Source organism: Streptomyces mirabilis (assembly GCF_039503195.1).
GTDB classification, from domain to species: Bacteria; Actinomycetota; Actinomycetes; order Streptomycetales; family Streptomycetaceae; genus Streptomyces; species Streptomyces mirabilis_D.
Genome location: NZ_JBCJKP010000001.1, coordinates 2953683 through 2977540, shown reverse-complemented (window position 1 = coordinate 2977540; position 23858 = coordinate 2953683). Strand labels below are relative to the sequence as shown.

The following is a 23858-nucleotide window of genomic DNA, read 5'->3' as shown; positions in this document are numbered from 1 at the left end:
GACACACTCGCCAGCCCCCTGACGGGAGGATCACGCGCTGATCGGACGCGACCAGACGGGTGTCGTACCGGTGACGCGGCACAGGGCCAGATAGAGGGGGATCGGCGGGGTGTACGGCAGGGTGCCGGCCGGCTTGTGGATGAGGCCGGGGGCATGCGGGGTGTCCGGTACGACCGCCCCGGCGGCGTAATGCGCGGGCGCGGGCCAGTCCAGGGCCACATCGGACTCGGAGGGCACGAGCCACCACCAGTGCGCCCCGTCGGTGTACACACAGCCCACCCGGGGCAGCCGCGTCATCAGCAGGGGTCCGAACCGTGCGGGCACCGCGACCGCGTCGCAGCCCAGCGGTACCGTCATGCCCTCGGGCACGGGGAGACGTCGCAGCGCGCCGGACACCGTCTGCTCTCGCTTCAGGCGGACCAGCGTGTCCAGGCTCAGGACCTGAGCACCGGGTCCTGTCGCCGACGTACTCCTCACAGCCTTCCCCGATCCCGGCTTCGCACGATCGGGGGGATCCCCATGGTCCGCTTACCCCAGGAGGATTCCCTCCGCCAGGATGCCTCCGCCCGCCAGGAGGCTTCCGTCGTCGGGGACGTTTCAAGTCCCCAGGAACCTTCCCTGGCCGAGGGTGCTTCGGTTCCCCAGGACCCTTCCGTCCCGGTGCCCCGGCCGTCGGCCGGTGGCTTCCTCGCGCCCCATCCGAGGTCGGAGCGGGCCGCCGCGGCACCCGTGGCGTCGGCCGCCGGGGAGCGGGGGAGATCCGCCCAGACCAGCAGCCCCGGCGCGGTGTCCTGGGCGCCCCAGGACCGGCACACGGCCGCGACGAGCAGCAGCCCCCTGCCGTGTTCCTCCTCGGGGCGCTGCGGCGAGGGGTGCGGCTCATCAGGAGCGCATCCCTCGTCACGTACGGCTATCCGCACCAGGTCGTCCCTGTCGTGCAGCTCGCACACCACACGCGCGCTCGCGCTGTGCACGATGGCGTTGGTGACCAGCTCGGAGACGACCAGGACCGCCGTGTCACAGGTGTCGTCGGACACGGCCCAGCCGGAGAGCCGGGCGCGCGTCAGATGCCGGGCCTGAGCCACGGAACCCGGGTGTGCGGCCAGCTCGAAGCGGAACCGGCGCGCGGCGGCGGCGCCGGGGCGCACCCCTGCGGCGGCGCGCAGACCGGAGCGGTCCTCGGCGGCGTCTGTTCCTAAGGGCGCGGACGGAATCACGCTTGCCACTATCTCCCCGCCGTGAACACTTGGCAAGTGTCACTCTGAAAATTGCAGAGTGCCGTGTGACTCCCCGAAGGGCCGTGGCACACTGCTGGCAACAGCACGCAGAGCGGCGCCAGTTGGGATCGTCGAAGAAGACGCGGAGGACCCCGAGCGGCGCCGTCCGGTCTGTCAGGACGCAGTACCCGTTCAGAAACGTTCAGAACGGCGCCCGACCGTTCACCACGGCATACGACCGTCGGAACGGCGCCTGTTCGGGACTCAGTGGAGGTGGGACGTGAGCGAACCGCGGTCCGCGCCGACGGTCGGCCAGGTCGTCCTCGGCCGACGCCTGTGGGACCTGCGCGAACGCGCGGGTCTCAAGCGTGAGGAGGCGGCGCGCATCCTGCGTGTCGCGCCCGCCACGGTCCGCCGGATGGAGATGGCCGAAGTCGCCCTCAAAATCCCGTACCTGCAGCTCCTGCTGAAGTCGTACGGGGTGTCGGACGAGGAGGCCGAGGCCTTCGTCCAACTGGCCGAGGAGGCCAACCGGCCCGGCTGGTGGCAGCGCTTCCACGACATCCTGCCGGGCTGGTTCTCGATGTACGTCAGCCTGGAGGGCGCGGCCACCCTCATCCGTTCGTACGAACCCCATTTCGTGCCCGGAATCCTGCAGACCGAGGAGTACGCCCGTGGGGTCCTGAAGTCGGGCGCCGTCGGCCAGACCAGACCCGAGGACATCGAGCGCCATGTGGCGCTGCGCATGCAACGCCAGAATCTGCTCACTCGTGAAGGCGCGCCCCGGATCTGGGCCGTGATGGACGAGACGGCCCTGCGCCGGCCCGTCGGCGGTCCCGAGGTGATGTGCGCCCAGATCGACAAGCTGATCGAGGCCACGAAGCTGCCCAACGTGACGCTCCAGGTCGTCCCGTTCTCCACGGGGCCGCACCCCGGCACGTACGGGCCCTTCGTGCTCTTCCGCTTTGCCATGCCGGAACTCCCGGACATGGTCTACAGCGAGTACCTGACCGGCGCCGTCTATCTGGACGAGCGTTCCGAGGTGGCGACCCACCTCGAGGTCATGGACCGCATGGCGGCTCAGGCCGCCACGGCACATCGCACGAAGGAGATCCTCCGGGATTTCCGCAAGGAGTTGTGAATGGACAACATCAAGCAGCGGATACGCAATGAGCGGATCTGCAATGAGCCGATCTACAACGGGATGCCCGCCCGTGAACTGGGAAGCGAGGGCTGGCACAAGCCGTGGAGCGGCGGAAACGGTGGCAACTGCCTGGAGGCGATGAAGCTCGCGGACGGGCGTATCGCCGTCCGTCAGTCGGCGGACCCGGACGGGCCCGCCCTGATCTACACACCCGGCGAGATGACCGCGTTCATCCAAGGTGCCAAGGAAGGGGTGGCCGACTTCCTTCTTTCCTGAACTCTCTTGACATTGGTGCTGAATAAATTGGTGCTGAATTGATTATGTGCAGCGATAGAAGACCGAGACTGAGACCGAGACCATAGGACCACGACAACGCCGTGGGTCCACGACAACACCGTAGGACCACGACAGCGAACTTCGCTCTACCTGGCGGGGCGTCGGCCAAGGGGTGCTCAAGGGCCCGGCGGCAGCGCCCCGCACAACGCCTCCAACGCCGCCCCGTACGCATGCTCCGAGGGCGTCGCGTAGCCCACCACCAGCCCGTCCGGCGCGGACATCGTCGCCTCCGGATGCCGGAACCCGGCAAGTCCGTCGAGCGCGACACCCTGCCAGGTCGCGGCCTTGACGGCCGACCGCTCGGTCCCGGGCGGCAACCGCAGCACCGCGTGCAGCCCGGCCGCGATCCCCGTCACCTCGATGTGCGGCGCCCGCTCCGCGAGGGCCGCGACGAGCCGGTCGCGCCGCCCGCGGTACCGCTGCCGCATCCGGCGGACATGACGGTCGTACGACCCGGAGGCGAGGAAGTCCGCGAGCGTCAGCTGCTCCAGGACGCTCACCCACGCCTCCCGTTCGCCTTTGACGGCGAGGACGGCGTCGACGTACCGGCGCGGCAGGACCATCCAGCCGAGCCGCAGCGCGGGCGACAGACTCTTGCTCACCGAGCCGATGTGGACGACCCGTTCGGGGTCCAGTCCCTGCACGGCGCCGACGGGCTTGCGGTCGTAGCGGAACTCGCCGTCGTAGTCGTCCTCCAGAATCACCCCGCCACGCGCGCGTGCCCAGTCGACGACGGCAGCCCGCCGCTCCGGGTGCAGCGGGCCACCGGTCGGGAACTGGTGCGCCGGCGTGAGCAGGACCGCCCGCTCCCGGCCCAACTCGCCCACTTGGGCGCCGTCCTCGTCCAGCGACAGCGGCACGGTCCGAACCGACGCGGCGGCCAGCAACTCGCGGTGGAAGCCGAGGCCGTACGACTCGACAGCCAGCGGCCCGCGCAACACGCCCGGGAAGAGCAGCCGCACGGCGTGCGCGAAGCCCGAGCAGATCACGATCCGCCCCGGCTCGGTGCGCACGCCACGCGCCCGTGCCAGGTACTCGGTGAGGGCCTCGCGCAGTTCCACGCGGCCCGCGGGATCGCCGGGACCGAAGGCCGCGGTGGGCGCCTGCTGGAGCGCCCGCCGGTACGAGGCGAGCCAGGCGGCACGCGGGAACGACGAGGCGTCAGGTGTCCCCTGCCGCAGATCGTGCCGGGGTCCGCGCGCGCGTGGAGGTGCCTTCTTCGGTACGCGCTCCGCGGCCCCCAGCGGTTCGGCGCGCTCGGCGACGCGGGTGCCCGACCCCTGGCGGGCGGTCAACCAGCCCTCGGCGACGAGTTCGGCGTACGCGTCGGCGACGGTGTTGCGGGCCACGCCCAGGTCGGCGGCGAGCGAGCGGTACGGCGGCAGCCGAGTGCCCGGGGCGAGCCTGCCCTCGCGTACGGCCTCGCGCAGCGCCCGGATCAGCGCGGCCCGCCGCCCGCCCGGCCCCGGCAGCTCCAGATGCAGGTCGGCGCCGATCCGCTCCGCAGAATTGACCCATGATTCCGCCATGAAAATGCACCCTACAGCCGGTCTTTCGGGTCCGTAGATTCATGGTCATGACGACGAACACGAACGCGCCGAACATGAACGCTACGAACGCGAACACGACGAACGCGACGGACATCATGAACCCGACGACCACCGTTCCCGCTCGCCTCGACTTCGCGAAGTCCGCCCCGAAGGTCTTCCGCTCCCTCGTCGGCTTCGACGCGGCGGCCCGCGACGGGCTCGACCCGGCCCTCGTCGAACTGATCCAGATCCGCGCCTCCCACCTCAACCACTGCGCGTACTGCCTCCACATGCACACCAACGACGCCCGCAAGGCCGGCGAGAGCGAGGACCGTCTGCACATGGTCCCGGTGTGGCGCGAGGCCCGGCACTTCTTCACCGAGAGGGAGCGCGCGGCCCTCGCGCTCACGGAGGCGGTCACGCGCGTCGCCGACGCGGGCGTGCCCGACGACGTCTACGCGGAGGCAGCCGCCCACTTCGACGATCAGGAACTGGCCCACGTCCTGGCCCTCATCCTCACGATCAACACCTGGAACCGGGTCGCGCTGGCCACGGCGAAGGTGGCGGGCACGGACGAACGCCGCTGACCCGCACGGCAACGCAGGCCCGGGGGCTCCCGCACCGACCGACGGGGCCCTACGCGGTCATGGGGCGGTCGTACGGTCCGATCGGCGCCGGCAGCTGCGATGTCCCGGCCAGCGCGCGGTCCACGGCGGCCGCCACCGCCCGCCCCTCGGCGATCGCCCACACGATGAGCGACTGCCCGCGGGCCGCGTCCCCGGCGACATACACCTTGGGAACGTTGGTCGCGAAGTCGGTGTCGCGGGTGATCGTGCCGCGCGCGTCGAGGACCAGGCCGAGCTGGTCGATCAGCCCGTCGTGCCGGTCGGGCCCCGAGAAGCCGAGAGCGAGCAGCACGAGGTCGGCGGGGAGGGTCCGCCCGGAGCCGGGGACCGGGCGGCGCCGCTCGTCGACCTCGACCAGGTGCAGGGAGCGCACATGCCCGTCCGCGTCCCCGGTGAAGTGGAGCGTGGACGCCGCGAAGAGGCGCGCGTCCGCGTCTGCGGCGGGCGCCGTCTCCAGGTCGCGGGCCTCCTCGTGCGCGGCCGAGAGCCGGTAGATCTTCGGGTAGGTCGGCCACGGCTCGACGTCCTCGTCGCGCTCGGACTCCGGCTGCGGATAGATGTCGAGCTGGGTCACGGACGCGGCGCCCTCGCGCACGGCGGTCCCCAGACAGTCGGCACCCGTGTCACCGCCGCCGACGATGACGACGTGCTTCCCGGCCGCGGACAAGGGCGAGACCTCCAGATCCCCCTCGCACACCCGGTCGGCCAACGGCAGATACTCCATCGCCTGATGGATGCCGGTCAACTCCCGCCCCGGAACGTCCAGTTCGCGCCAGGCCGTGGCGCCCACCGCGAGCACGACGGCGTCGTAGCGCGCCCGCAGCTCGGCCGCCCCGAGGTCCCGCCCGATCGCCGTGGACGTCCGGAACTTCGTGCCCTCCGCCCGCATCTGTTCCAGCCGCCGGTCCAGATGCCGCTTCTCCATCTTGAACGCGGGGATCCCGTACCGCAGCAGTCCACCGATCCGGTCGGCCCGCTCGTACACGGCGACGGTGTGCCCGGCCCGGGTCAGCTGCTGCGCCGCGGCGAGCCCGGCGGGCCCCGACCCGATCACCGCGACCGTGCGGCCCGAGAGCCGGTCCGGTGGACGCGGTGGCGTGAATCCGTCCGCCCAGGCGCGGTCGGCGATGGCGACCTCGACGTTCTTGATGGTCACCGCGGGCTGGTTGATCGCGAGCACACAGCCCGCCTCGCAGGGCGCGGGGCACAGCCGGCCGGTGAACTCGGGAAAGTTGTTCGTCGCGTGCAACCGGTCGCTCGCCGCCCGCCAGTCCTCGCGCGAGACGAGGTCGTTCCACTCGGGAATCAGATTGCCCAGCGGGCAGGCGTCGTGGCAGAACGGGATGCCGCAGTCCATACAGCGGTCGGCCTGCCTGCTGATGATCGGCAGGAGCGCACCGGGGACGTACACCTCGTTCCAGTCCCGCACCCGTTCCTCGACGGGCCGGCGGGGATACTCCTCGCGCGGAGTGGTCATGAATCCCTTGGGATCGGCCATGGCCGTCTCCCTCATGTACGCGTACCGGTACGGGGCCGCGCGACCATCGAACGCCTTCGGCCACGGCCCTGGGCGGCACTCCTTTCCCGCCACGATACGTCGCCTCCGAGTACCCTGCCGCTCAGCTGCGGGCCCCGTTCTCGGGTGCCGCCGGCCTCAGGTGAGGGCCAGCGTGTACGAGACCGCCGCGGCGGCCGACGCGACCGTGCGGATGTGGTTCCACATCGTCCACTCGCGCACATACGAACGCCAGTACACAGCGGCCTCCGGCGTACCCGGGGCCAGCTTCAGCAGCGCGTCGTTGCGCGGGACGTTCGCGACGACCGTCACCCCGAACGTCCCGAACAGATACAGCGCGCTGCCCAGCAACAGCTCCACCGTCCCCTCGTCGGGCAGCAGCACGAAGGTGACCACGGCGAGCACGGCACACAGCCCCGCCGACCCGACGAACACGAGCATGAACGCCGGGCGCACCGCGGCCCCGTTGATCGCGTTCATCGCCGCCACGCCCGGCGCGGGCGGCAACTCGGCGAGCCCCCGCATCACGAACGTCGAGAACCCGCAGAACACCCCGGCCACCAGCCCACAGCCGAGCACCCCCAGCACGGTCAGCACGAAATACGGTCCATCGATCACGACAACCCCCGCGTAGCTCCCCGAAGCCGAATTCCAAGATCCCTGAGATTCCGAGATCCTGCACGGCACCCACCGTCACCACAAGTGAAATCCCTTACTGTCACGGTGACCATGGCCGAGGGACGCGGAGGCATGCGCGAACGTCCAGAACGGGTGGCACGTCTTCGCCGCGTGGCGTGCCTTCGCGGGTGGCATGCCGTCGCCGGGTGCACGTCGTCACGCGCGTGCCGCGCGCTCGTCCTGCCACCCCTCAAGCCGCGCCTCCACCGCGGCCGCGATCCGCCGGCGCGCCTCGTGCCGCGGCACGCCGCTCATCAGCAACTGGTCGTACGGAGTGTCCGTGTGCCGTACGGCGGCACGGACCGCAGCCGTCACCGCGGCCTCGGACAGCGCACGGCCCGCGGCACTGCGCCCCACCCGCCCGCTCCCGCGCACCGAGGCGTGCGCGGCGATCGCGTGCGCCCGGTCGGCGGGACAGCCGGGAAAAAGACCGCGTATCTCCCGTGCGAACGCCTCCGTGAAGCGCAGGTCCTCCGTCTCCCGCCGCCGCGCGTCCCGCGCCCGCCGCCGCCGTCGCGCCTCCGCGTCCGCCAGGCACCGCTCCTCGGCCCGGGCGAGCGCCACCTCCTCGACGAGGACGCCCTGCCGCTCGTACCGGCTCCGCCGCCGGTTGAAGCGCACCACCACCGCCGACAGCGCGCTGCCCTCCCGCGACCGGCGCGTCAGCGCGGTGTCGCCCCGCGGCAGGAACACGAGGTGTCCCAGGTCCGCGCAGTCCAGACAGCGTGGCTCCCCCTCCTCCAGCACCAGCAGCGCCAACGGTCCACTCCGGCACTCGACACAGCGGCGCTGCTTCAGCGGCTGGATGACGAGAAGTCCGCCACGGGGCAGGGGAGTTGCGATCGGTGCCATAGGTCGTTCATTCCCCCGTCCGGGGCGGCTCCCTACGCGATGCCGCCCCCTTCTCCGTACCGCCTTTTCCTCGACTCCCGCGTCCTCCTCGAGCCCCGCCTCTCGGCCCCGCTCCTTGGCCGACGCGGCCCCTCCGGCCCAGGGCCCCCTCCTCGATGCGCCTCCCCCTGGCCACGGCCCTCCTCTTCGGCGCGACGCCTCCCGGCCACATCCGCCCGCCTTGACGCGTCCCTCCCCGGTCGCGGCCCACGCCCGGGGCCGCGCACGGGCTCCGTCCGCCCGCGCTGTCCGCCCTCGCCGCTCGCCGCGCCCACGAGAGCGACGCGTGGTCGCGGCATCATGGGCCTGTGCGACTCGAAGCGATCACTTGGGAACGGCTCGGCGACCTCCTCGCCGAGCGCCTGCTCGACCTGAAACCGGACGACGGCAGTCCGTGGCCGCGGATCGCCTTCGACGGAGCCCCCGCCGCCCACCCCGGTGACCTCGCCCGCCGCGTCAGTGAGGCGCTGCGCATACGCGGCCGGTCCTCGCTCGTCGTCGGCACGGAGGGCTTCCTGCGCCCCGCGTCACTCCGGCTCGAATACGGTCACGAGGACGCCGAGGCGTACTACAACGGCTGGGTCGACACCGGCGCCCTGTGGCGCGAGGTCTTCGGCCCGCTCGACCCCGGCGGGGACGGCCGCGTCCTGCCCGACCTCTGGGACCCGGCCAGCGACCGCGCCACCCGCAGCGCCTATGTCCAGCTCCCGCCCGGCGGGGTGCTGTTGCTCCACGGCCCCTTCCTGCTTCGGCACTGGTTCCCGTTCGACCTGAGCGTCCACGTCCTCCTCTCCCCGGGCGCCCTTCGTCGCCGTACTCCGGAACCAGAGCACTGGACCCTGCCCGCCTTCGAGCGCTACGAGACGGAAGTGGACCCGGGCGCCACGGCCGACGTCCTGGTCCGCGCCGACGATCCGCGCCACCCCGCGTGGAACGGCTGAGCGGCGGCCACGAAAGCGCATCCTGGACTTCCGGGTGCGCGTGCCTGGGGACACGGCGAGAATGTAGGGCGCCGGGACTAGCGGTGTGTTCCGCGCCGCGCCGGCCGTCCGGCACCGGGAGGTACTTCATGACCACCGCCGGAGACATCATGCACCGTGGTGCCCAGTGGATCCCCGCTCACGAGACCCTGGACCGCGCAGCCCAGCTGATGCGTGAGCTCAACGTGGGCGCGCTGCCCATCAGTGACGAGAACGAACGGCTCTGCGGCATCCTCACCGACCGCGACATCGTTGTCGGTTGTGTCGCCATGGGCCACGACCCGGCCCAGGTCACCGCGGGCGAGATGGCCCAGGGCACCCCGCGCTGGATCGAGTCGGGCGCCGACGTCGGCGAGGTGCTCCAGGAGATGAAGGGGCACCAGATCCGCCGGCTTCCCGTGATCGAGAACAAACGACTCGTCGGCATGATCAGCGAGGCCGACCTGGCCCAGCATCTGACGGACGAACAGCTTGCCGCGTGGGTCGAGAGCGTCTACGCGAGGAGCGCGACGCGCTGACCGCGCGGACTCTCCCGACCGGGAGGGTCATGAGCGCGCACTCCCGCCCGGCCGGCCGTGCCGGGCGAGGGGCGGCTCACCACTCTCACAGCCAGCCGTTGCGCCGGAACCCCCGGTACAGGACGAGGCAGGCGAGGGTGATCACGCCGATGGCTATCGGGTAACCGAACCGCCAGTGCAGTTCCGGCATGTGGTCGAAGTTCATCCCGTAGAGCCCGCAGACCATCGTCGGTACGGCGATGACCGCCGCCCATGCCGTGATCTTCCGCATGTCCTCGTTCTGCGCCACCGTCACCTGCGCGAGGTGCGCCTGCAGGATCGAGTTGAGCAGTTCGTCGAAGGCGGCGATCTGCTCGGTGACCCGCAGCAGATGGTCGGAGACGTCCCGGAAGTACGCCTGTATCTCCGGGGCGATCACCCGTATCGGCCGGGTGGCGAGCTCCTGGACGGGGCGGGCGAGTGGCACCACCGCCCGCTTCAGTTCCAGGAGTTCGCGCTTGAGCTGGTAGATGCGGCCCGCGTCCGCCCGCGCGCCGTTCTCGGCGAACACATCCGCCTCGACCTGGTCGATGTCCTCCTGGACCGAGTCCGTGACATGCACGTAGTCGTCGACCACATGGTCGGCGATCGCGTGCAGCACCGCGGCCGGGCCCTTGGCGAGTTGACGGGTGTCCGCCTCCAGCTCCTCGCGCAGCGGCCCCAGCGACCCGTGCCGTCCGTGCCGCACGGTGATGACGAAGTCGGACCCGACGAAGACCATGATCTCACCGGTGTTCACCACCTCGCTGGTCGCCGTCAGCTCCTTGTGCTCGACGTAGCAGACCGTTTTGAACACCGCGAAGAGCGTGTCGCCGTACCGCTCCAGCTTCGGCCGCTGATGGGCCTCCACCGCGTCCTCGACGGCCAGTGGGTGCAGGTCGAAGAGGTCGGCTATGCCGGCGAACTCCAGGTCCGTGGGCTCGTGCAGTCCGAGCCAGACGAAACCCTCGTCGCTCTTGCGGATCCGCTCCACGGTCTCGACGAGATCGCGTCCGCCCGGGACCCTGGCGCCGTCGTGATACGCCACGCAGTTCACCACCGCCGTGCCCAGCGGGGACCGGGCGTGGTGACTCAGGTCGACACGTGTACGCCGCCGGGCCAGCCGCGCCACCTTGCGGAGCCCACCGACCTTGCCGAGGCTCGTGACCTTTCGCAGATTGCCTGCCATGGACATCCGGAACTCCTTGCGTGGATCTCCCCGCGCCGCACTTCGCGCCCTGGCGTGCAAGTCTGCCAGTCCCCTTCGCTCGCCGGGAAAGCCTGTGGGAACGGAATGTTCCACTTCGTTTCAATGGTGCCCGGCGGCATCGGACCAGGCCGGCAGGGTTGCTGTCCGAGCGTCAGAGGCGTGCGGTGCCCGCGGTGACGCACGGGTGGGGAGAACGGGAGCGTCGACGATTCCGGACAAGCGGGTCAACTGGGATGATCGCTGTATGACGCAAACCGACGGCTATCTCCTCGACAACCGGCAGACCGAGGCGGGGCAGCGCTTCGACGCCTTCGCCGCTCTCTTCGACCCCACCACCTTCCGGCACATCGAGCGCTTCGGCATCGGTTCCGGCTGGCGCTGCTGGGAGGTCGGCGCGGGTGGCACGTCCGTGGTGTCCTGGCTCGCCAAGAAGGTCGGCCCGACCGGGCGGGTCGTCGCGACCGACATCGACACGTCGTGGGCGGACGCCGCGGCCCGCCCGCCGGTCGAGATCCGGGTGCACGACGTGGGCGCCGAGGAACCGGCGGGGGAGGGCTTCGACCTCGTGCACGCACGGCTCGTGCTGGTTCATGTGCCGGACCGGGAGCGGGCGTTGCGGTCGATGGTCAAGGCACTGCGGCCCGGCGGGCGGCTTCTCGTCGAGGACGCCGACCCCGCGCTGCAACCGCTGCTCTGCCCCGATGAGCACGGCCCCGAGCAACAGCTCGCGAACCGGCTGAGGCACGGTTTCCGCAAGCTGCTCGCCGAGCGCGGCGCCGACCTTTCCTACGGCCGCAAACTCCCTCGCCTGCTGCGGGAAGCGGGACTGCGCGAGGTGGAGGCCGACGCGTACTTCCCCGTCACCTCGACCGCCTGCGCAGACCTCGAGTCCGCGACGGTCCGTCAGATCCGCGACCAGCTCGTCACGGCGGGAATCGCCACCGACGAGGACATCGACCGTCACCTGGCCAACGTGGCCTCCGGCTCCATGGATCTGGCGACCGCGCCGATGATCTCGGCCTGGGGACGCAAGTAGCGCCACTACCGGACCCGCGCCCCCTCGGGCCTGCCCCCGACCCGCTCCACCGCCATCGCCCCCGCCCTGCACCCCTCCACCGCCGCCGCCTCGGGCTCGGCGCCCGCGAGAAGGGCGGCGAGGAACGCCCCGGTGAAGGCGTCTCCGGCGCCCGTGGTGTCGCGAGGGTCCGCGGGCACCGCGGGGACATGGGCCCGTACGGCGCCCGAGCGGGCCACCAGGGCCCCGTCGGGACCCTGCTTCGCGACGACCAGGGGGACGTGGCGGCTCAACTTGGCCGCCGCGTCCGCCGGATCGGGCAGTCCCGTCAGCAGGAACGCCTCGTCGCGACTGGGCAGCAGCAGGTCGACGCCCTCGGCGAGCGCGAGAAAACGGTCCGCGCCCAGTTCCGTGAGGAACCCCGCCGACGCGGGGTCCAGGCTGACCGGGACCCCACGCGCGCGTGCCGACTCCAGAGCCACCGACACCAGCGCCCGGCTCGGTTCGGAGAAGAACAGATAGCCCGACAGATGCAGCCGCGCGACACCGTCGAGCAGCGCGGGCGACCAGTCGTCGGGGTCGAGCCGCAGGGAGGCCCCGCTGTCGGTGAGGAACGTCCGCTCGGCCGAGGCACCCTGGTCCACCAGGCAGATCACCGTCCCCGTCGGCGCCTGCGGATCGACGACGAGGAGGGGGCGTACGCCGCAGGCCACCAGCTCGCGCTCGTGCCAAGCGGCGGCATCCGCCCCCACCCGGCCCAGCAGCCGCACCTCCGCGCGGCCCCAATGCGCGGCCCAGCACGCGACGTTGGCGCCGGCCCCGCCCGGGAGGGTCCGGATCGCGGCGGCCGTGTCGGTGCCCGCCGCGAGCGGTCCATGGTGCCGGGCGACGATGTCCGTGACCACGTCACCGACGACGAGCAGCGCCCCCGTCGCCGGGCCCACGTCCCGCCCGGCACCGCCCCGGGCCGCCCGGTTCGCGCCCCGGCCCGGACCGCCGTCGCGATCCGGGCCGTTCACGCCCCGGCCCAGGCCGCCGCGATCCGTCCCGCGAGTCGTACGTTGCCGCGCACCGCCGCCAGATTGGCGCTCAGCGAGGCGCCGTCGGTGTGCCGCACCAGATGATCGAGCAGGAACGGCGTCACGGCCTGCCCGCTCACGCCCTCCGCCTCGCACGCCCGCAACGCCTCGGCGAGCACGCGCGCGTGGAGCGCGGGATCGAGCTGCTCCTCCTCGGGGACCGGGTTCGCCACGATGAGCGCCGACTCCGGGCCGTCCAGCGCGTCCTGCGCGCGCATGACGTCCGCCACCTGCCCGGGGGAGTCCAACGTCCAGTCCACGGGATGTCCCGAGTCGGACAGATAGAAGCCCGGGAAGCGGCCGGTACCGTACCCGGCCACCGCGACCCCCAGTGTCTCCAGGCGCTGCAGCGTCGCCGGCACGTCCAGGATCGACTTGACGCCCGCGCACACCACCGTGATCCGGGTCCGCGCCAGCAGGCCCAGGTCCGCCGACTCGTCCTGCGTCACCGTCCATTCCCGGTGCACCCCGCCGAGGCCGCCCGTCGCGAACACGCGGACGCCCGCGAGAGCGGCCAGCAGCGCCGTCGCGGACACGGTCGTCGCGCCGCTCGCGCGCGCCGCCACCGCGAGTGGCAGATCGCGGTGCCCCAGCTTGCGGATCCCGTCCTCGTTGGCGACCCGCTCCAGCTGCTCCTTGTCCAGTCCGACATGGGGCCGCCCGTTCAGCACGGCGATCGTCGCCGGTACGGCGCCCTCCCGTCGTACGACGTCCTCCAGCTCCAGCGCGACCTGCAGATTGCGCGGGCGGGGCAGTCCGTGCGCGATGATCGTCGACTCCAGGGCCACCACCGGCCGGCGCGCGTCGAGCGCCTCCCGCACCTCTTCGGACACCACGATCACGTGCCTGCCTCCTGTCTGTCGCCTTTCCTCATCTCTGGCGGGCGGCGCGCCCGGTCAAACCCTTGCGACCTGCGGCGTACGACACCAGCCTGGGGGCATGACGGACAACTCGGCACGTCTTGACCATGTCGTCCTGTGGGTGCGCGATCCGGTCGCCTCGGCCGACTTCTACGAGAAGTCGGTCGGCCTGGAACCCGTGAGGGTCGCCGAATACGCGGAGGGCAAGGCACCGTTTCCCTCCGTGCGCCTCAATGGAGAGACCATTTTCGACCTCATGGCCCTCCCCATGGCCGCGTACATGAACATGATCCCGGGCGCCGCTGACAGCGCGGGGCACCCCGTCAACCACGTATGCCTGTCTCTCCAGGAGGCCGATTTCGACGCGCTGCACACACGTCTGGAGGAACGGTCCGTTCCCCTCTCGGGCTTCTCGTACGACTCCTTCGGCGCCCGTGGCATGGCCAAGCGCAGCTTCTACTTCCAGGACCCGGACGGAAACGTGTTCGAGGCACGCCACTACGACTAGGTTCCGGGCCTTCGGACCACCCTCCGCGTGAGGTTTTCCCACATGCCCTTAAGGTGACCGCTCATGACCACGAACACGCAGGCCACCCCGTCCTTCGCCGTGCACATCCCCGACGCCGAGCTGGAACCGGAGCCCCTGGACCCGGCTCAGGTCGTCTCCGGTGCTCCGGTGGTGAGCGGCAAGGTGCTGTGGGAGTCGGCTGACGGCAAGCAACTGCGCGGCATCTGGCAGATCACGCCCGGCGTGGTGACGGACACCGAGGCCGACGAACTCTTCGTCGTCGTCAGTGGCCGCGCCACGATCGAGGTCGAGGGCGGTGACGTGATCGAGGTGGGCCCGGGCGACGCGGCCGTGCTGCGCGAGGGCGACCGTACGACGTGGACCGTGCACGAGACGCTCCGCAAGGCGTACCACATCAGCCTCTGAGGCCCTTCGGCGCTCACCGGCGGCTTCGGCCTCGGCGCCGCGTGAACAGCGCCAGCCCGCCCAGTGGCACCAGCAGGCACGCGGCGAGGAGGTTCAGCCACCCGTAGCTCGCCTGTGCGACGACGAGACCGGCGGTCGCCCCACCGAGGCCGGCCGCCGTGTTCATGGTCAGGTCGGACACCCCCTGGGCGGCGGCCCGCGCGGCCTGGGGCACCGAGTCCGTCAGGAGCGCCGAGCCGGACACGAGCCCGGACGACCAGCCAAGGCCCAGGACGAAGAGCCCCGCGGCGATCTGTCCGTGGCTGCCGCCCGCCGTGCCCGCGAGGAGTGCCGCGCAGGCCAGCAGGCCCACGGCGAGCCCGATTCCCGAGAGCCGTCCGAGCCGGTCCGAGAGCCGCCCCATGAGGGGCGAGAACGCGTACATGCCCGCGATGTGGCCACTGATCACCAGCCCGATCAGATCGATGCTCGCCCCGTGGTGTCCGAGGTCGACAGGGGTCATCGACATGATCGAGACCATCGCGGTGTGCGAGACGGCCACGGTCACGAGCGCCAGCCTGGCACGCGCCGAGGCGGCGACCGCGGCGAAACCGGCGCGGATGGAACGCGCCTGAGCCGACTGCTCCTCGACGGGTGCCAGCGCCCGGGCGGTCAGCAGGGGATCGGGCCGCAGCAGCACGGCCACCAGCAGCGCGGACAGGAGGAAGACCCCGGCCGCCCAGAGGAACGGCCCCGCCGCCTCGGGTATCCCGAGCCCGGAGACGCTCCGTCCGGCGGGCGCGGCGATGTTGGGCCCCAGCACCGCTCCGATCGTGGTCGCCCACACCACGTTCGAGATGGCTCGGGCACGCCGCTGCGGCTCGGCCAGATCGGCGGCCGCGAACCGCGCCTGGAGGTTCGCCGACGAGGCCGCGCCGAAGCCCGCCATGCCGAGCAGCAGCAGCGGAAAGCTCCCCACACACGCGGCGACCACGACGACGCCCGCTCCCGACGCCCCGATGAGGTAGGCCAGCACCAGGCCCGGGCGGCGCCCCCGCGCGGTCATCAGCGCGGCCAGCGGCACGGAGAGCACCGCCGTGCCGGTGACCGTCGCGGTGGGCGCGAGCCCGGAGAGCGACTCGGTGCCACTGACCTGCTTGGCCAGCACGGTGGCGAGCGCGATGCCGGTGGCGACGCCGAGCCCGCCGAGGATCTGACCGGCGATGAGTACGGCGGTGATGCGGCGCCGCAGCGCCGCTATCTCCTCGGCGTCCACGGGCACGGCGAGCTGCCGCTCGACGGAGGTCACGGCGAACACTCGGACGCGCTGGAATCGGCTCGGGTCACCGGCGCAGTTTCCAGCCCGCGCCCCCACATGAACAAGGGGTGTCGCGAGCTAGGAGCGCCGCCGACCGCCAGCCCCGCCCGTCAGAACAACGGCTCCGGCAGTACCCCTTCCAGCGCCAGCAGCTTCCGCTTGGTCTCCAGGCCGCCCCCGAACCCCCCGATGCCGCCGTCGCTCTCCACCACCCGGTGGCACGGCACGACGACCGGCAGCGGGTTCGAGCCCATGGCCACGCCCACGGCCTGTGCCGCGCCCGGCTGGCCGACCCGTCGGGCCAGGTCGCCATAGCCCACGACCCCGCCGTACGGAACTCCCGCGGCCAGCTGGCGCAGCACCTGACGGTTGAACCCGGAGATCAGCGACCAGTCCAGCGGCAGCTCGAAGTCCCGCCGCTCGCCCGCGAAGTACGCCGTGACCTGGCGTATCGACTCGGCGAGGAGCGGTGACCCGGGTGCCTCGACCGGCTGGGTGCCCAGACGCGCGGCGAGCCGCTCGAGCGCCTTGTCGCGCACCGCGTCCGTGGCGTGGAAGACCACGTTCACCAGGCCGTCCGGTGTCGCCGCCAGCAGCAGCGGACCGATGTCCGTGCCGACGACGGCCCACACCACCCGCTGTTCGTCCTGCCCATCGCTGTTCATGCGATCCACCGTACGATCCGCCACTGACAATGCCCGCGGCACGGGCGCCGCACGGCGTCCGTGCCGCGGGCGAGACACCCGCCGACAACCGATCAGGTCTGTTGCAGAGCGCTCCGGATCACGTCGGGCTTGTTCGTGATCACGCCGTCCACGCCGTAGCCCGCCAGGCGCCGTGCGGTGCTCGCGTCGTCGATGGTCCAGGTGAAGACCTCCATCGGCCGGTTGTGCGGTCCGACGAACGAGTGGACCGCGGAGACATAGGCGGCCGAGAGGGAGGCGTGGTCGGGGTTGATCAGATCGGCGAACCGCGCGTACTCGTGCAGGCGCGCGACCGACGGCTTGCCCAGGAAGGCCGTGGTGATCCCGGGACGCAGTTCGTGGACCGTCCGCACGCTGTGCTCGCTGAAGCTCTGGACGACCAGCCGGTTCCTGAGATGGTCCGGATCCAGCCAGCCTTCGTTGCTCAGGACCTTGAGGGTCTGCCGCTCGATACCCGGATAGAGCTCGGGGTTCTTGATCTCCAGCACGAGCTTCTGGTGATTGTGCGCGACGCGGCGCATGTACTGCTTCAGCGTCGGCACACGGGTGCCCGCGTACCGGGGACCGAACCAGCTCCCCGCGTCCAGGCGCGCGACCTCCGCCGCGGTGAAGTCCTTGACCTTCCAGGGAGCCCGGTGCGGATAGACCTTCTTGACGTCGGTCGTACGCGCCAGGCTTGCGTCGTGGAGCACGACGAGCTCGCCGTCCTTGGTGCGCTGGACGTCGTTCTCGACCCAGCCGAAGCCCATCGCGGCTGCCTTGTCGATGGAGGCGAGGGTGTTCTCGGGCGCGTAGGCGGACGCTCCGCGGTGCGAGACGACCAACGGAGCTTTGCGCAAGGAGCCGGCCTGTGCGTGGGAGGTGGGCAGTATCAGGACGGTTCCCCCGATAAGCGCGGCGGTCGTGGCGGCGGCAACGCGCGCGTGCATACGTACTCCTCGCGTCGAGCGATCACAGACAGATCAAGAGTGACAGCAGAGAGTCAACGACGGAGGGGTACCGGATGGACACGGATTGAATGGAGTTGACCAAGTCCGCTCACCGGCATCACACAGGTGCGGCGAGGTCGTGATTCTTTGCCGGAAAATCGTTCGACCATTCAGGTGGGAGTCATACTCTCTGCCTCGACCCTGGCCGTGGTTTCGGTCCCGAGGGTGGGGGCATTTCCGAGAATTTCTGGCGTAAAAGGGCGGGAAGGGCAGCCGCGCATGCAGGGCACGGTCGACGGCTTCAGTTACGGACTCGTCACACCGCTGGTGGCGTACCTCATGGCCTGCCTGGGCGGAGCGCTCGGCCTGCGCTGCACCACCAGATCGATGCTCGTCGCCCGCTCCTGGCGGGCCGGCTGGCTCGCGCTCGGCTCGGTGGCGATCGCCTCGGGCATATGGACCATGCATTTCATAGCCATGATGGGGTTCACCGTAAAGGAGACCCCGATCCACTACGACAAGCCGACGACGTTCGCGAGCCTGGGCGTGGCCGTCGTGATGGTCGGCATCGGGATCTTCATCGTGGGTTACCGGGGCGCCACCGGAACGGCGCTCTTCACCGGGGGCACCATCACCGGTCTGGGAGTCGCCTCGATGCACTATCTGGGCATGGCCGGCATGCGCCTCAACGGGAACCTCGGGTACAACACGCTCACCGTCTCCGCCTCGGTGGTCATAGCCGTCGTCGCCGCCACCGCCGCTCTGTGGGCGGCGGGGCAGGTCCGGGGATTCCTCTGGAGCGTGGGCGCCAGCCTCGTCATGGGACTGGCCGTCAGCGGTATGCACTACACGGGCATGGCCGCCCTCAGCGTCCATCTCCACGGCACGTCCAACAGTCCCGGCGGCGATTCGGCCGCCGCACTGCTCGCGCCCATGATGATCGGCCCGCTGGTCTTCCTGTGTCTGGCGGGCGTCGTCGTGATGTTCGACCCGCTGATGGTCATGGGCAAGCCCGACTGGAGGCCCACGGAGCACCGGCCCGGCGTCCCGGCCCACTCCAGGGTCCAGTACGTCGGCCGCCGCCCCCTGCCGCGCGCCGGCCGGGAGCGCGGCCACCGCAGCTCGCGCACCCCCCAGAACCGGTGATCCGAGCCCGTTGTCAGTGCGGGGTCGTACGGTGGAACCCATGCGGCCCGTATCAAAGATCGAACGTTCGGTGGCGCCCTTCGAGGTCGTCAGCCCCTACCAGCCGAGCGGTGACCAGCCGGCGGCCATCGCCGACCTGGAAAAGCGCATCCGCGCGGGTGAGAAGGATGTCGTCCTGCTGGGCGCGACCGGCACCGGCAAGTCCGCCACCACCGCGTGGATGATCGAGAAGCTCCAGCGCCCCACGCTCGTCATGGCACCGAACAAGACGCTGGCCGCCCAGCTGGCCAACGAGTTCCGCGAGCTGCTGCCGAACAACGCGGTCGAGTACTTCGTCTCGTACTACGACTACTACCAGCCCGAGGCCTACGTCCCGCAGTCGGACACCTACATCGAGAAGGACTCCTCGATCAACGAGGAGGTCGAGCGCCTGCGCCACTCCGCGACCAACTCGCTGCTCACCCGCCGCGACGTCGTGGTGGTCGCCTCGGTCTCCTGCATCTACGGCCTCGGCACGCCGCAGGAGTACGTCGACCGGATGGTCAGCCTCAAGGTCGGCGACGAGATCGACCGCGACGACCTGCTGCGCCGCTTCGTCGACATCCAGTACACGCGCAACGACGTGGCGTTCGCCCGCGGCACCTTCCGGGTCCGCGGCGACACCATCGAGATCTTCCCGGTCTACGAGGAGCTCGCCGTCCGCATCGAGATGTTCGGCGACGAGATCGAGGCACTCTCCACGCTGCACCCGCTCACCGGTGAGGTCATCAGCGACGACAACCAGGTCTACGTCTTCCCGGCGTCCCACTACGTGGCCGGCCCCGAGCGCATGGAGCGCGCGGTCAACGACATCGAGAAGGAACTGGGGGAGCGCCTCGCCGAGCTGGAGAAGCAGGGCAAGCTCCTGGAGGCCCAGCGCCTGCGCATGCGTACGACGTACGACCTGGAGATGCTCCGCCAGATCGGCTCCTGCTCCGGCGTCGAGAACTACTCGATGCACTTCGACGGCCGCGAACCCGGCTCCCCGCCGAACACGCTGATCGACTACTTCCCGGACGACTTCCTGCTCGTCCTCGACGAGTCGCACGTCACGGTCCCGCAGATCGGTGCCATGTACGAGGGCGACGCCTCCCGCAAGCGCACCCTCGTCGACCACGGCTTCCGGCTGCCCTCCGCCCTGGACAACCGGCCCCTGAAGTGGGAGGAGTTCCAGCAGCGCATCGGGCAGACCGTCTATCTGTCGGCGACCCCGGGGAAGTACGAACTTTCGCGGGGTGACGGCTTCGTCGAGCAGATCATCCGCCCCACCGGCCTGATCGACCCCGAGGTCGTCGTCAAGCCCACCGAGGGCCAGATCGACGACCTGGTGCACGAGATCCGCAAGCGTACCGAGAAGGACGAGCGCGTCCTGGTCACCACGCTCACCAAGAAGATGGCCGAGGACCTCACCGACTACTTCCTGGAGCTCGGCATCCAGGTGCGCTATCTGCACAGTGACGTCGACACCCTGCGCCGCGTCGAGCTGCTGCGCGAGCTGCGCTCGGGCGAGTTCGACGTCCTGGTCGGCATCAACCTGCTGCGCGAGGGACTCGACCTGCCCGAGGTCTCCCTGGTGTCGATCCTCGACGCCGACAAGGAGGGCTTCCTGCGTTCGGGTACGTCGCTGATCCAGACCATCGGCCGCGCGGCGCGCAATGTCTCCGGCCAGGTCCACATGTACGCCGACCGGATCACCCCGGCGATGGAGAAGGCCATCGAGGAGACCAACCGCCGCCGGGAGAAGCAGGTCGCCTACAACGAGGAGAGGGGCATCGATCCGCAGCCCCTCCGCAAGAAGATCAACGACATCGTGGCCCAGATCGCCCGCGAGGACATCGACACGGAGCAGTTGCTCGGCTCCGGATACCGCAAGGGCAAGGACGGCAAGGGAGCCAAGGCCCCCGTGCCCTCGCTCGGCGGCAAGGCGGCCAAGTCCGCCAAGGGCAAGGCCAAGGAGACGGTGCCGACGGACCGCCCCGCGGCCGAACTCGCCGAGCAGATCGAGGAGATGACGGAGCGGATGCGGGCCGCCGCGGCCGACCTCCAGTTCGAGATCGCGGCACGGCTGCGCGACGAGGTGTCGGAGATGAAGAAGGAACTGCGCCAGATGAAGGAGGCGGGCCTGGCCTGAGGCCCCCGCCCACCGTGCCGGACCTCGGCGGATACGCGCTGTGTTGCAACACCGACACAAAGCGCGCCCCAGGGTTCGGCACGGTCGTCGGCGCTGCGTAGGGTGCTGGACATCCGCGGACTCCGCGGCAACAGGGGACAGCTCGAGAGGGGAACAGCGCGTGACGGTCAACATGACCAAGGGTCAGGCCATCAGTCTGCAGAAGAACGACGGGGGCACCCTGACCGCGGTGCGCATGGGGCTCGGCTGGCAGGCGGCTCCCCGGCGCGGCCTGTTCGGCTCGCGCACCCGGGAGATCGACCTGGACGCGTCCGCCGTGCTGTTCGCGGACAAGCAGCCCGTCGACGTGGTGTTCTTCCGTCACCTCGTCAGCGACGACGGATCCGTGCGGCACACCGGTGACAACCTGGTCGGTGGCGTGGGCCAGGGTGGTGACGACGAGGCGATCCTCGTCGACCTCCAGCGCGTCCCGGTCCACATCGACCAGATCATCTTCACCGTCAACTCCTTCACGGGCCAGACGTTCCAGGAAGTGCAGAACGCGTTCTGCCGTCTGGTCGACGAGACCAACGGCCAGGAGCTCGCCCGCTACACGCTCGCGGGCGGCGGCCAGTACACGGCGCAGATCATGGCGAAGGTGCACCGCGCGGGCCCTGGCTGGCAGATGACGGCCCTGGGCACACCGGCCAACGGCCGTACCTTCCAGGACCTGATGCCCGCGATCCTGCCGCACCTGTAGGCAGCGCGGCGCCCGGCACACGAAGCGACACGGGGGACAAGGCGATGACGGCCGAGCTGGTCCGGGGGCAGAACCACCCGCTCTCCCAGGCCCGTCTTGAGGTCCGCGTATCGGCCGGCCGGCCGATCGTGGCCGGGGCCACGCTGAGCGACGAGCAGGGCAGGGTCCGGGGCGTCGAATGGGTGGCTCACCCGGGCGCGCCGACCCTGCCCGGACTCGAGGTCTCCAAGCAGGCGGCGGCCGACCACCGCCTCGCGTTCGACCTGGACGCCCTGCCGGGGACCGTGCACCGCGTCAGCGTGCTGCTCGCACTGCCGACCGGTGCCGGTGGCCCTGTCCGGTTCGGGGCCGTCGCCGCCCCCTTCGTCGCCGTCACCGGCCTCGACGGGGTCGAGGTCGCCAGCTACACCATCACCGGCCTGGACACGGAGTCGGCCGTCGTCGCCCTGGAGCTCTACCGCAGACAGGGCGTCTGGAAGGTACGCGCGGTCGGCCAGGGGTACGCGGGCGGCCTCGCCGAACTCCTCACCGACCAGGGCCTGTCCGAGGCCCGGCAGCTCGCGGGCAGCATCAACGAAGCGGTGGCCCAGGGGCTGGCCCGCTCGGTGTCGGCACCTCCGCCGCGTACGGCGGACGCGGACCGCTCACGACAGGCGGCCGCCTCGGCGCCGGGACCGGACCAGCCGTACGCCGCACCACAGGGCGCCCCCGGGACCGTACCGCCGCAGTCCCCGTACGACGCGCCGGGTCCGCAAGGAGCCATGGTGCCGCAGACGGGCTACCCGGGAGGCCCCGCGCAGCCCGACCCCTCCGCCGTCACCCAGCCGTCCGCCCCCACGGGCGGCCCGGTCAACTACAGCCACCCCGGTAGGCAGGCCGCCGCGCCGCCCCCGCCCGCGCCGACCGCACCACCGGCCGCGCCGGGGCAGCCCGCGCAGCCCGTCGCCGGTGACGCGACCGGCTGGTCCATGGAGGAGCGGCTCTACAACCAGGTGTGGGGCATGTTCGAGGACCTGGCGCGCACCACGGCCGCGTATCGCAGCGCCGTCGACTTCGCCGACTCGCGCATGGAGCAGGAGCTCGACAAGGTCCTCTCCGACCCGCGCAGCCGGATCGGCGGGCAGGGCGACGCCGCGCGTGAGGCCGCCCAGGCCAAGCGCGCGAGCCTGGTCGACCAGGCCCGCGCCGCGCTCGACCGGGACCTCGCCCAGCTCGCGGCCGAGGCCGAAGTGGTCGAGCCCGCGCTGCCCGCGGCGTACGCATCCTGGGACAACCCGGTCTGGCACGGCTACCGGGTGCCCATGGAGATCCCCATGGCCCTGCGCCTCGGTGACCTCCGGCTGCCCGAGAGCGAGAACCTGAGCATCCCGATGCTGGTCCGGCTTCCGCTCGAACGCGGCCTGTGGATCGACAGCGGACGCGCCGGTCTCGACGACCCGCTCACCGACTCCGACGAGCTGCGCCGACTCGCCATGGACACGGCGGTGGCGCACGCCGCCCGGCTGCTCGCCGTCTATCCCGCGGGTGAGTTCACGGTGCACGTGATCGACCCGGCCGGTTCGGGAGCCTCGTGTCTCGCGCCGCTGGTGCGTTCCGGAGTCCTCGACGCTCCGCCCGCCGCCGGGGCCGCAGGGGTGGGCGAGGTGCTGGCCCGGCTCACCCAACGTGTCGACCTGGTGCAGATGGCGGTGCGTGGCGGCGTGGCCGACTCGCTTCCGCCGGACCTCGACACCGCCGAACAACTGCTGATCGTCAACGACTTCCCGCACGGCTTCGACGATCGCGCCGTGACGCAGTTGCGCTATCTCGCGGACGAGGGACCGTCCGTCGGCGTCCATCTGATGATGGTCGCGGACCGGGAGGACGCCGCTGCCTACGGGCCGCTGCTCGATCCTCTCTGGCGTTCGCTGTTGCGACTCACCCCGGTGCCCGACGACCATCTCGCCGACCCGTGGGTGGGGCACGCCTGGACGTACGAACCCGCGCTCGTCCCGCCGGGCAGTCAGGTGCTCCAGCAGGTGCTCTCCCAGGTGGCGGCGGCCCGCCGCTCGTGGAACCGCTGACCTGCAAAGGACTTTGTCAAGCATCAGTAAAGCTTCCTGACCAGGGGGTTTGGTCTTTCTTTTACTAATTGCTTTACCTTTCCTTGGTGTTTCCGGTACTGTTTTCCGTACGGAGGGGAGTACTCCCTACCAGTAGCGGCGTTCCCGTCAATACGGATCCGACCGGATCCCGGGGCGTCGGCCCGTGGGCCGCGGACGCATCACGCGTCCCCTCGGTCGCGGGTGGAAGAGACCTCCGGCAGCGACGACGCTGGTATTT

24 protein-coding genes are annotated in these 23858 nt (G+C 70.9%); 12 read left to right on the top strand and 12 right to left on the bottom strand.

All coding sequences use genetic code 11. The annotated features are described in order from the left end of the window. Positions 1 to 30: 30 nt before the first annotated feature. Together AAFF41_RS14165 and AAFF41_RS14160 are read right to left on the bottom strand one after the other, a co-directional pair. Positions 31 to 477 carry a hypothetical protein gene (locus AAFF41_RS14165; RefSeq protein ID WP_343324032.1) on the bottom strand — a complete coding sequence of 149 codons (447 nt, stop codon included), beginning with the start codon at positions 475 to 477 and terminating at the stop codon, positions 31 to 33. Beyond that, entirely contained in the window at positions 474 to 1217 is a 744-nt protein-coding gene (locus tag AAFF41_RS14160; RefSeq protein ID WP_388411601.1) for an ATP-binding protein, read from the bottom strand. Before AAFF41_RS14160 ends, AAFF41_RS14165 begins: the two co-directional genes overlap by 4 nt. Positions 1218 to 1497: 280 nt before the next feature. Between AAFF41_RS14160 and AAFF41_RS14155 the strand changes: the two genes are divergently transcribed. Both AAFF41_RS14155 and AAFF41_RS14150 read left to right on the top strand, forming a co-directional pair. Further along, on the top strand, positions 1498 to 2358 hold the full coding sequence (locus AAFF41_RS14155; protein ID WP_319748255.1) for a helix-turn-helix domain-containing protein: 861 nt from the start codon (positions 1498 to 1500) through the stop codon (positions 2356 to 2358). After that, positions 2359 to 2637 (top strand): DUF397 domain-containing protein, encoded by a 279-nt coding sequence (locus AAFF41_RS14150; protein WP_054235958.1) that lies wholly within the window; start codon positions 2359 to 2361, stop codon positions 2635 to 2637. A 176-nt stretch (positions 2638 to 2813) separates the two neighbouring features. Here the strand turns inward: AAFF41_RS14150 and pdxR are convergent, their stop codons facing one another. After that, entirely contained in the window at positions 2814 to 4226 is a 1413-nt protein-coding gene (gene pdxR, locus AAFF41_RS14145; protein WP_343324031.1) for a MocR-like pyridoxine biosynthesis transcription factor PdxR, read from the bottom strand. A 47-nt stretch (positions 4227 to 4273) separates the two neighbouring features. Between pdxR and AAFF41_RS14140 the strand changes: the two genes are divergently transcribed. Beyond that, complete coding sequence (locus AAFF41_RS14140) at positions 4274 to 4813, top strand: carboxymuconolactone decarboxylase family protein (protein ID WP_425526124.1); 540 nt, start codon at positions 4274 to 4276, stop codon at positions 4811 to 4813. Positions 4814 to 4862: 49 nt separating this feature from the next. Here AAFF41_RS14140 and AAFF41_RS14135 read toward each other — a convergent pair whose 3' ends face one another. The 3 genes from AAFF41_RS14135 to AAFF41_RS14125 all read right to left on the bottom strand — a co-directional run bounded on the left by AAFF41_RS14135 (position 4863) and on the right by AAFF41_RS14125 (position 7898). Then, positions 4863 to 6350 (bottom strand): glutamate synthase subunit beta, encoded by a 1488-nt coding sequence (locus AAFF41_RS14135; RefSeq protein WP_319748253.1) that lies wholly within the window; start codon positions 6348 to 6350, stop codon positions 4863 to 4865. A 156-nt stretch (positions 6351 to 6506) separates the two neighbouring features. Next, on the bottom strand, positions 6507 to 6986 hold the full coding sequence (locus AAFF41_RS14130) for an anthrone oxygenase family protein (protein WP_343324030.1): 480 nt from the start codon (positions 6984 to 6986) through the stop codon (positions 6507 to 6509). 216 nt (positions 6987 to 7202) lie between these two features. After that, positions 7203 to 7898: a DUF2293 domain-containing protein gene (locus tag AAFF41_RS14125; protein ID WP_319748251.1), complete on the bottom strand. Its 696-nt coding sequence runs from the start codon at positions 7896 to 7898 to the stop codon at positions 7203 to 7205. A gap of 347 nt (positions 7899 to 8245) precedes the next feature. Between AAFF41_RS14125 and AAFF41_RS14120 the strand changes: the two genes are divergently transcribed. Both AAFF41_RS14120 and AAFF41_RS14115 read left to right on the top strand, forming a co-directional pair. Next, positions 8246 to 8878, top strand: coding sequence for a nucleoside/nucleotide kinase family protein (locus tag AAFF41_RS14120; RefSeq protein WP_319748250.1), 633 nt, complete (start codon positions 8246 to 8248; stop codon positions 8876 to 8878). 128 nt (positions 8879 to 9006) lie between these two features. Next, positions 9007 to 9435, top strand: coding sequence for a CBS domain-containing protein (locus AAFF41_RS14115; RefSeq protein WP_319748249.1), 429 nt, complete (start codon positions 9007 to 9009; stop codon positions 9433 to 9435). An 85-nt stretch (positions 9436 to 9520) separates the two neighbouring features. Here AAFF41_RS14115 and AAFF41_RS14110 read toward each other — a convergent pair whose 3' ends face one another. Then, positions 9521 to 10648 carry a magnesium and cobalt transport protein CorA gene (locus AAFF41_RS14110; RefSeq protein WP_319748248.1) on the bottom strand — a complete coding sequence of 376 codons (1128 nt, stop codon included), beginning with the start codon at positions 10646 to 10648 and terminating at the stop codon, positions 9521 to 9523. 259 nt (positions 10649 to 10907) lie between these two features. Between AAFF41_RS14110 and AAFF41_RS14105 the strand changes: the two genes are divergently transcribed. After that, entirely contained in the window at positions 10908 to 11699 is a 792-nt protein-coding gene (locus AAFF41_RS14105; RefSeq protein ID WP_343324029.1) for a methyltransferase domain-containing protein, read from the top strand. Between the two features lie 5 nt (positions 11700 to 11704). Here the strand turns inward: AAFF41_RS14105 and AAFF41_RS14100 are convergent, their stop codons facing one another. Both AAFF41_RS14100 and AAFF41_RS14095 read right to left on the bottom strand, forming a co-directional pair. After that, entirely contained in the window at positions 11705 to 12622 is a 918-nt protein-coding gene (locus tag AAFF41_RS14100; protein WP_343326287.1) for a carbohydrate kinase family protein, read from the bottom strand. 71 nt (positions 12623 to 12693) lie between these two features. Further along, entirely contained in the window at positions 12694 to 13599 is a 906-nt protein-coding gene (locus AAFF41_RS14095; RefSeq protein ID WP_319748246.1) for a pseudouridine-5'-phosphate glycosidase, read from the bottom strand. Positions 13600 to 13696: 97 nt separating this feature from the next. Here AAFF41_RS14095 and AAFF41_RS14090 point away from each other — a divergent pair, with 97 nt between their 5' ends. Both AAFF41_RS14090 and AAFF41_RS14085 read left to right on the top strand, forming a co-directional pair. Then, the gene (locus tag AAFF41_RS14090; RefSeq protein WP_099923233.1) at positions 13697 to 14125 is read left to right on the top strand and encodes a VOC family protein; all 429 of its coding nucleotides are present in this window, start codon (positions 13697 to 13699) and stop codon (positions 14123 to 14125) included. A gap of 63 nt (positions 14126 to 14188) precedes the next feature. After that, positions 14189 to 14551 carry a cupin domain-containing protein gene (locus AAFF41_RS14085; protein WP_319748245.1) on the top strand — a complete coding sequence of 121 codons (363 nt, stop codon included), beginning with the start codon at positions 14189 to 14191 and terminating at the stop codon, positions 14549 to 14551. Between the two features lie 13 nt (positions 14552 to 14564). Here AAFF41_RS14085 and AAFF41_RS14080 read toward each other — a convergent pair whose 3' ends face one another. The 3 genes from AAFF41_RS14080 to AAFF41_RS14070 all read right to left on the bottom strand — a co-directional run bounded on the left by AAFF41_RS14080 (position 14565) and on the right by AAFF41_RS14070 (position 17481). Further along, positions 14565 to 15839: an MFS transporter gene (locus tag AAFF41_RS14080; protein WP_319748244.1), complete on the bottom strand. Its 1275-nt coding sequence runs from the start codon at positions 15837 to 15839 to the stop codon at positions 14565 to 14567. Positions 15840 to 15958: 119 nt separating this feature from the next. Beyond that, a complete protein-coding gene (locus AAFF41_RS14075; RefSeq protein ID WP_319748243.1) occupies positions 15959 to 16513 on the bottom strand; it encodes a methylated-DNA--[protein]-cysteine S-methyltransferase in 555 nt (184 codons plus the stop codon). A gap of 92 nt (positions 16514 to 16605) precedes the next feature. Continuing rightward, positions 16606 to 17481 (bottom strand): glycerophosphodiester phosphodiesterase, encoded by an 876-nt coding sequence (locus AAFF41_RS14070; RefSeq protein WP_319748242.1) that lies wholly within the window; start codon positions 17479 to 17481, stop codon positions 16606 to 16608. A 279-nt stretch (positions 17482 to 17760) separates the two neighbouring features. Here AAFF41_RS14070 and AAFF41_RS14065 point away from each other — a divergent pair, with 279 nt between their 5' ends. From AAFF41_RS14065 to AAFF41_RS14050, 4 genes are all read left to right on the top strand, one after another. Next, positions 17761 to 18627, top strand: coding sequence for an MHYT domain-containing protein (locus tag AAFF41_RS14065; RefSeq protein WP_343324028.1), 867 nt, complete (start codon positions 17761 to 17763; stop codon positions 18625 to 18627). Positions 18628 to 18667: 40 nt separating this feature from the next. Beyond that, complete coding sequence (gene uvrB, locus AAFF41_RS14060) at positions 18668 to 20797, top strand: excinuclease ABC subunit UvrB (RefSeq protein ID WP_099923238.1); 2130 nt, start codon at positions 18668 to 18670, stop codon at positions 20795 to 20797. Positions 20798 to 20957: 160 nt separating this feature from the next. Next, complete coding sequence (locus tag AAFF41_RS14055; RefSeq protein WP_054235941.1) at positions 20958 to 21536, top strand: TerD family protein; 579 nt, start codon at positions 20958 to 20960, stop codon at positions 21534 to 21536. Between the two features lie 44 nt (positions 21537 to 21580). Beyond that, complete coding sequence (locus AAFF41_RS14050; RefSeq protein ID WP_343324027.1) at positions 21581 to 23599, top strand: TerD family protein; 2019 nt, start codon at positions 21581 to 21583, stop codon at positions 23597 to 23599. Positions 23600 to 23858 lie beyond the last annotated feature (259 nt).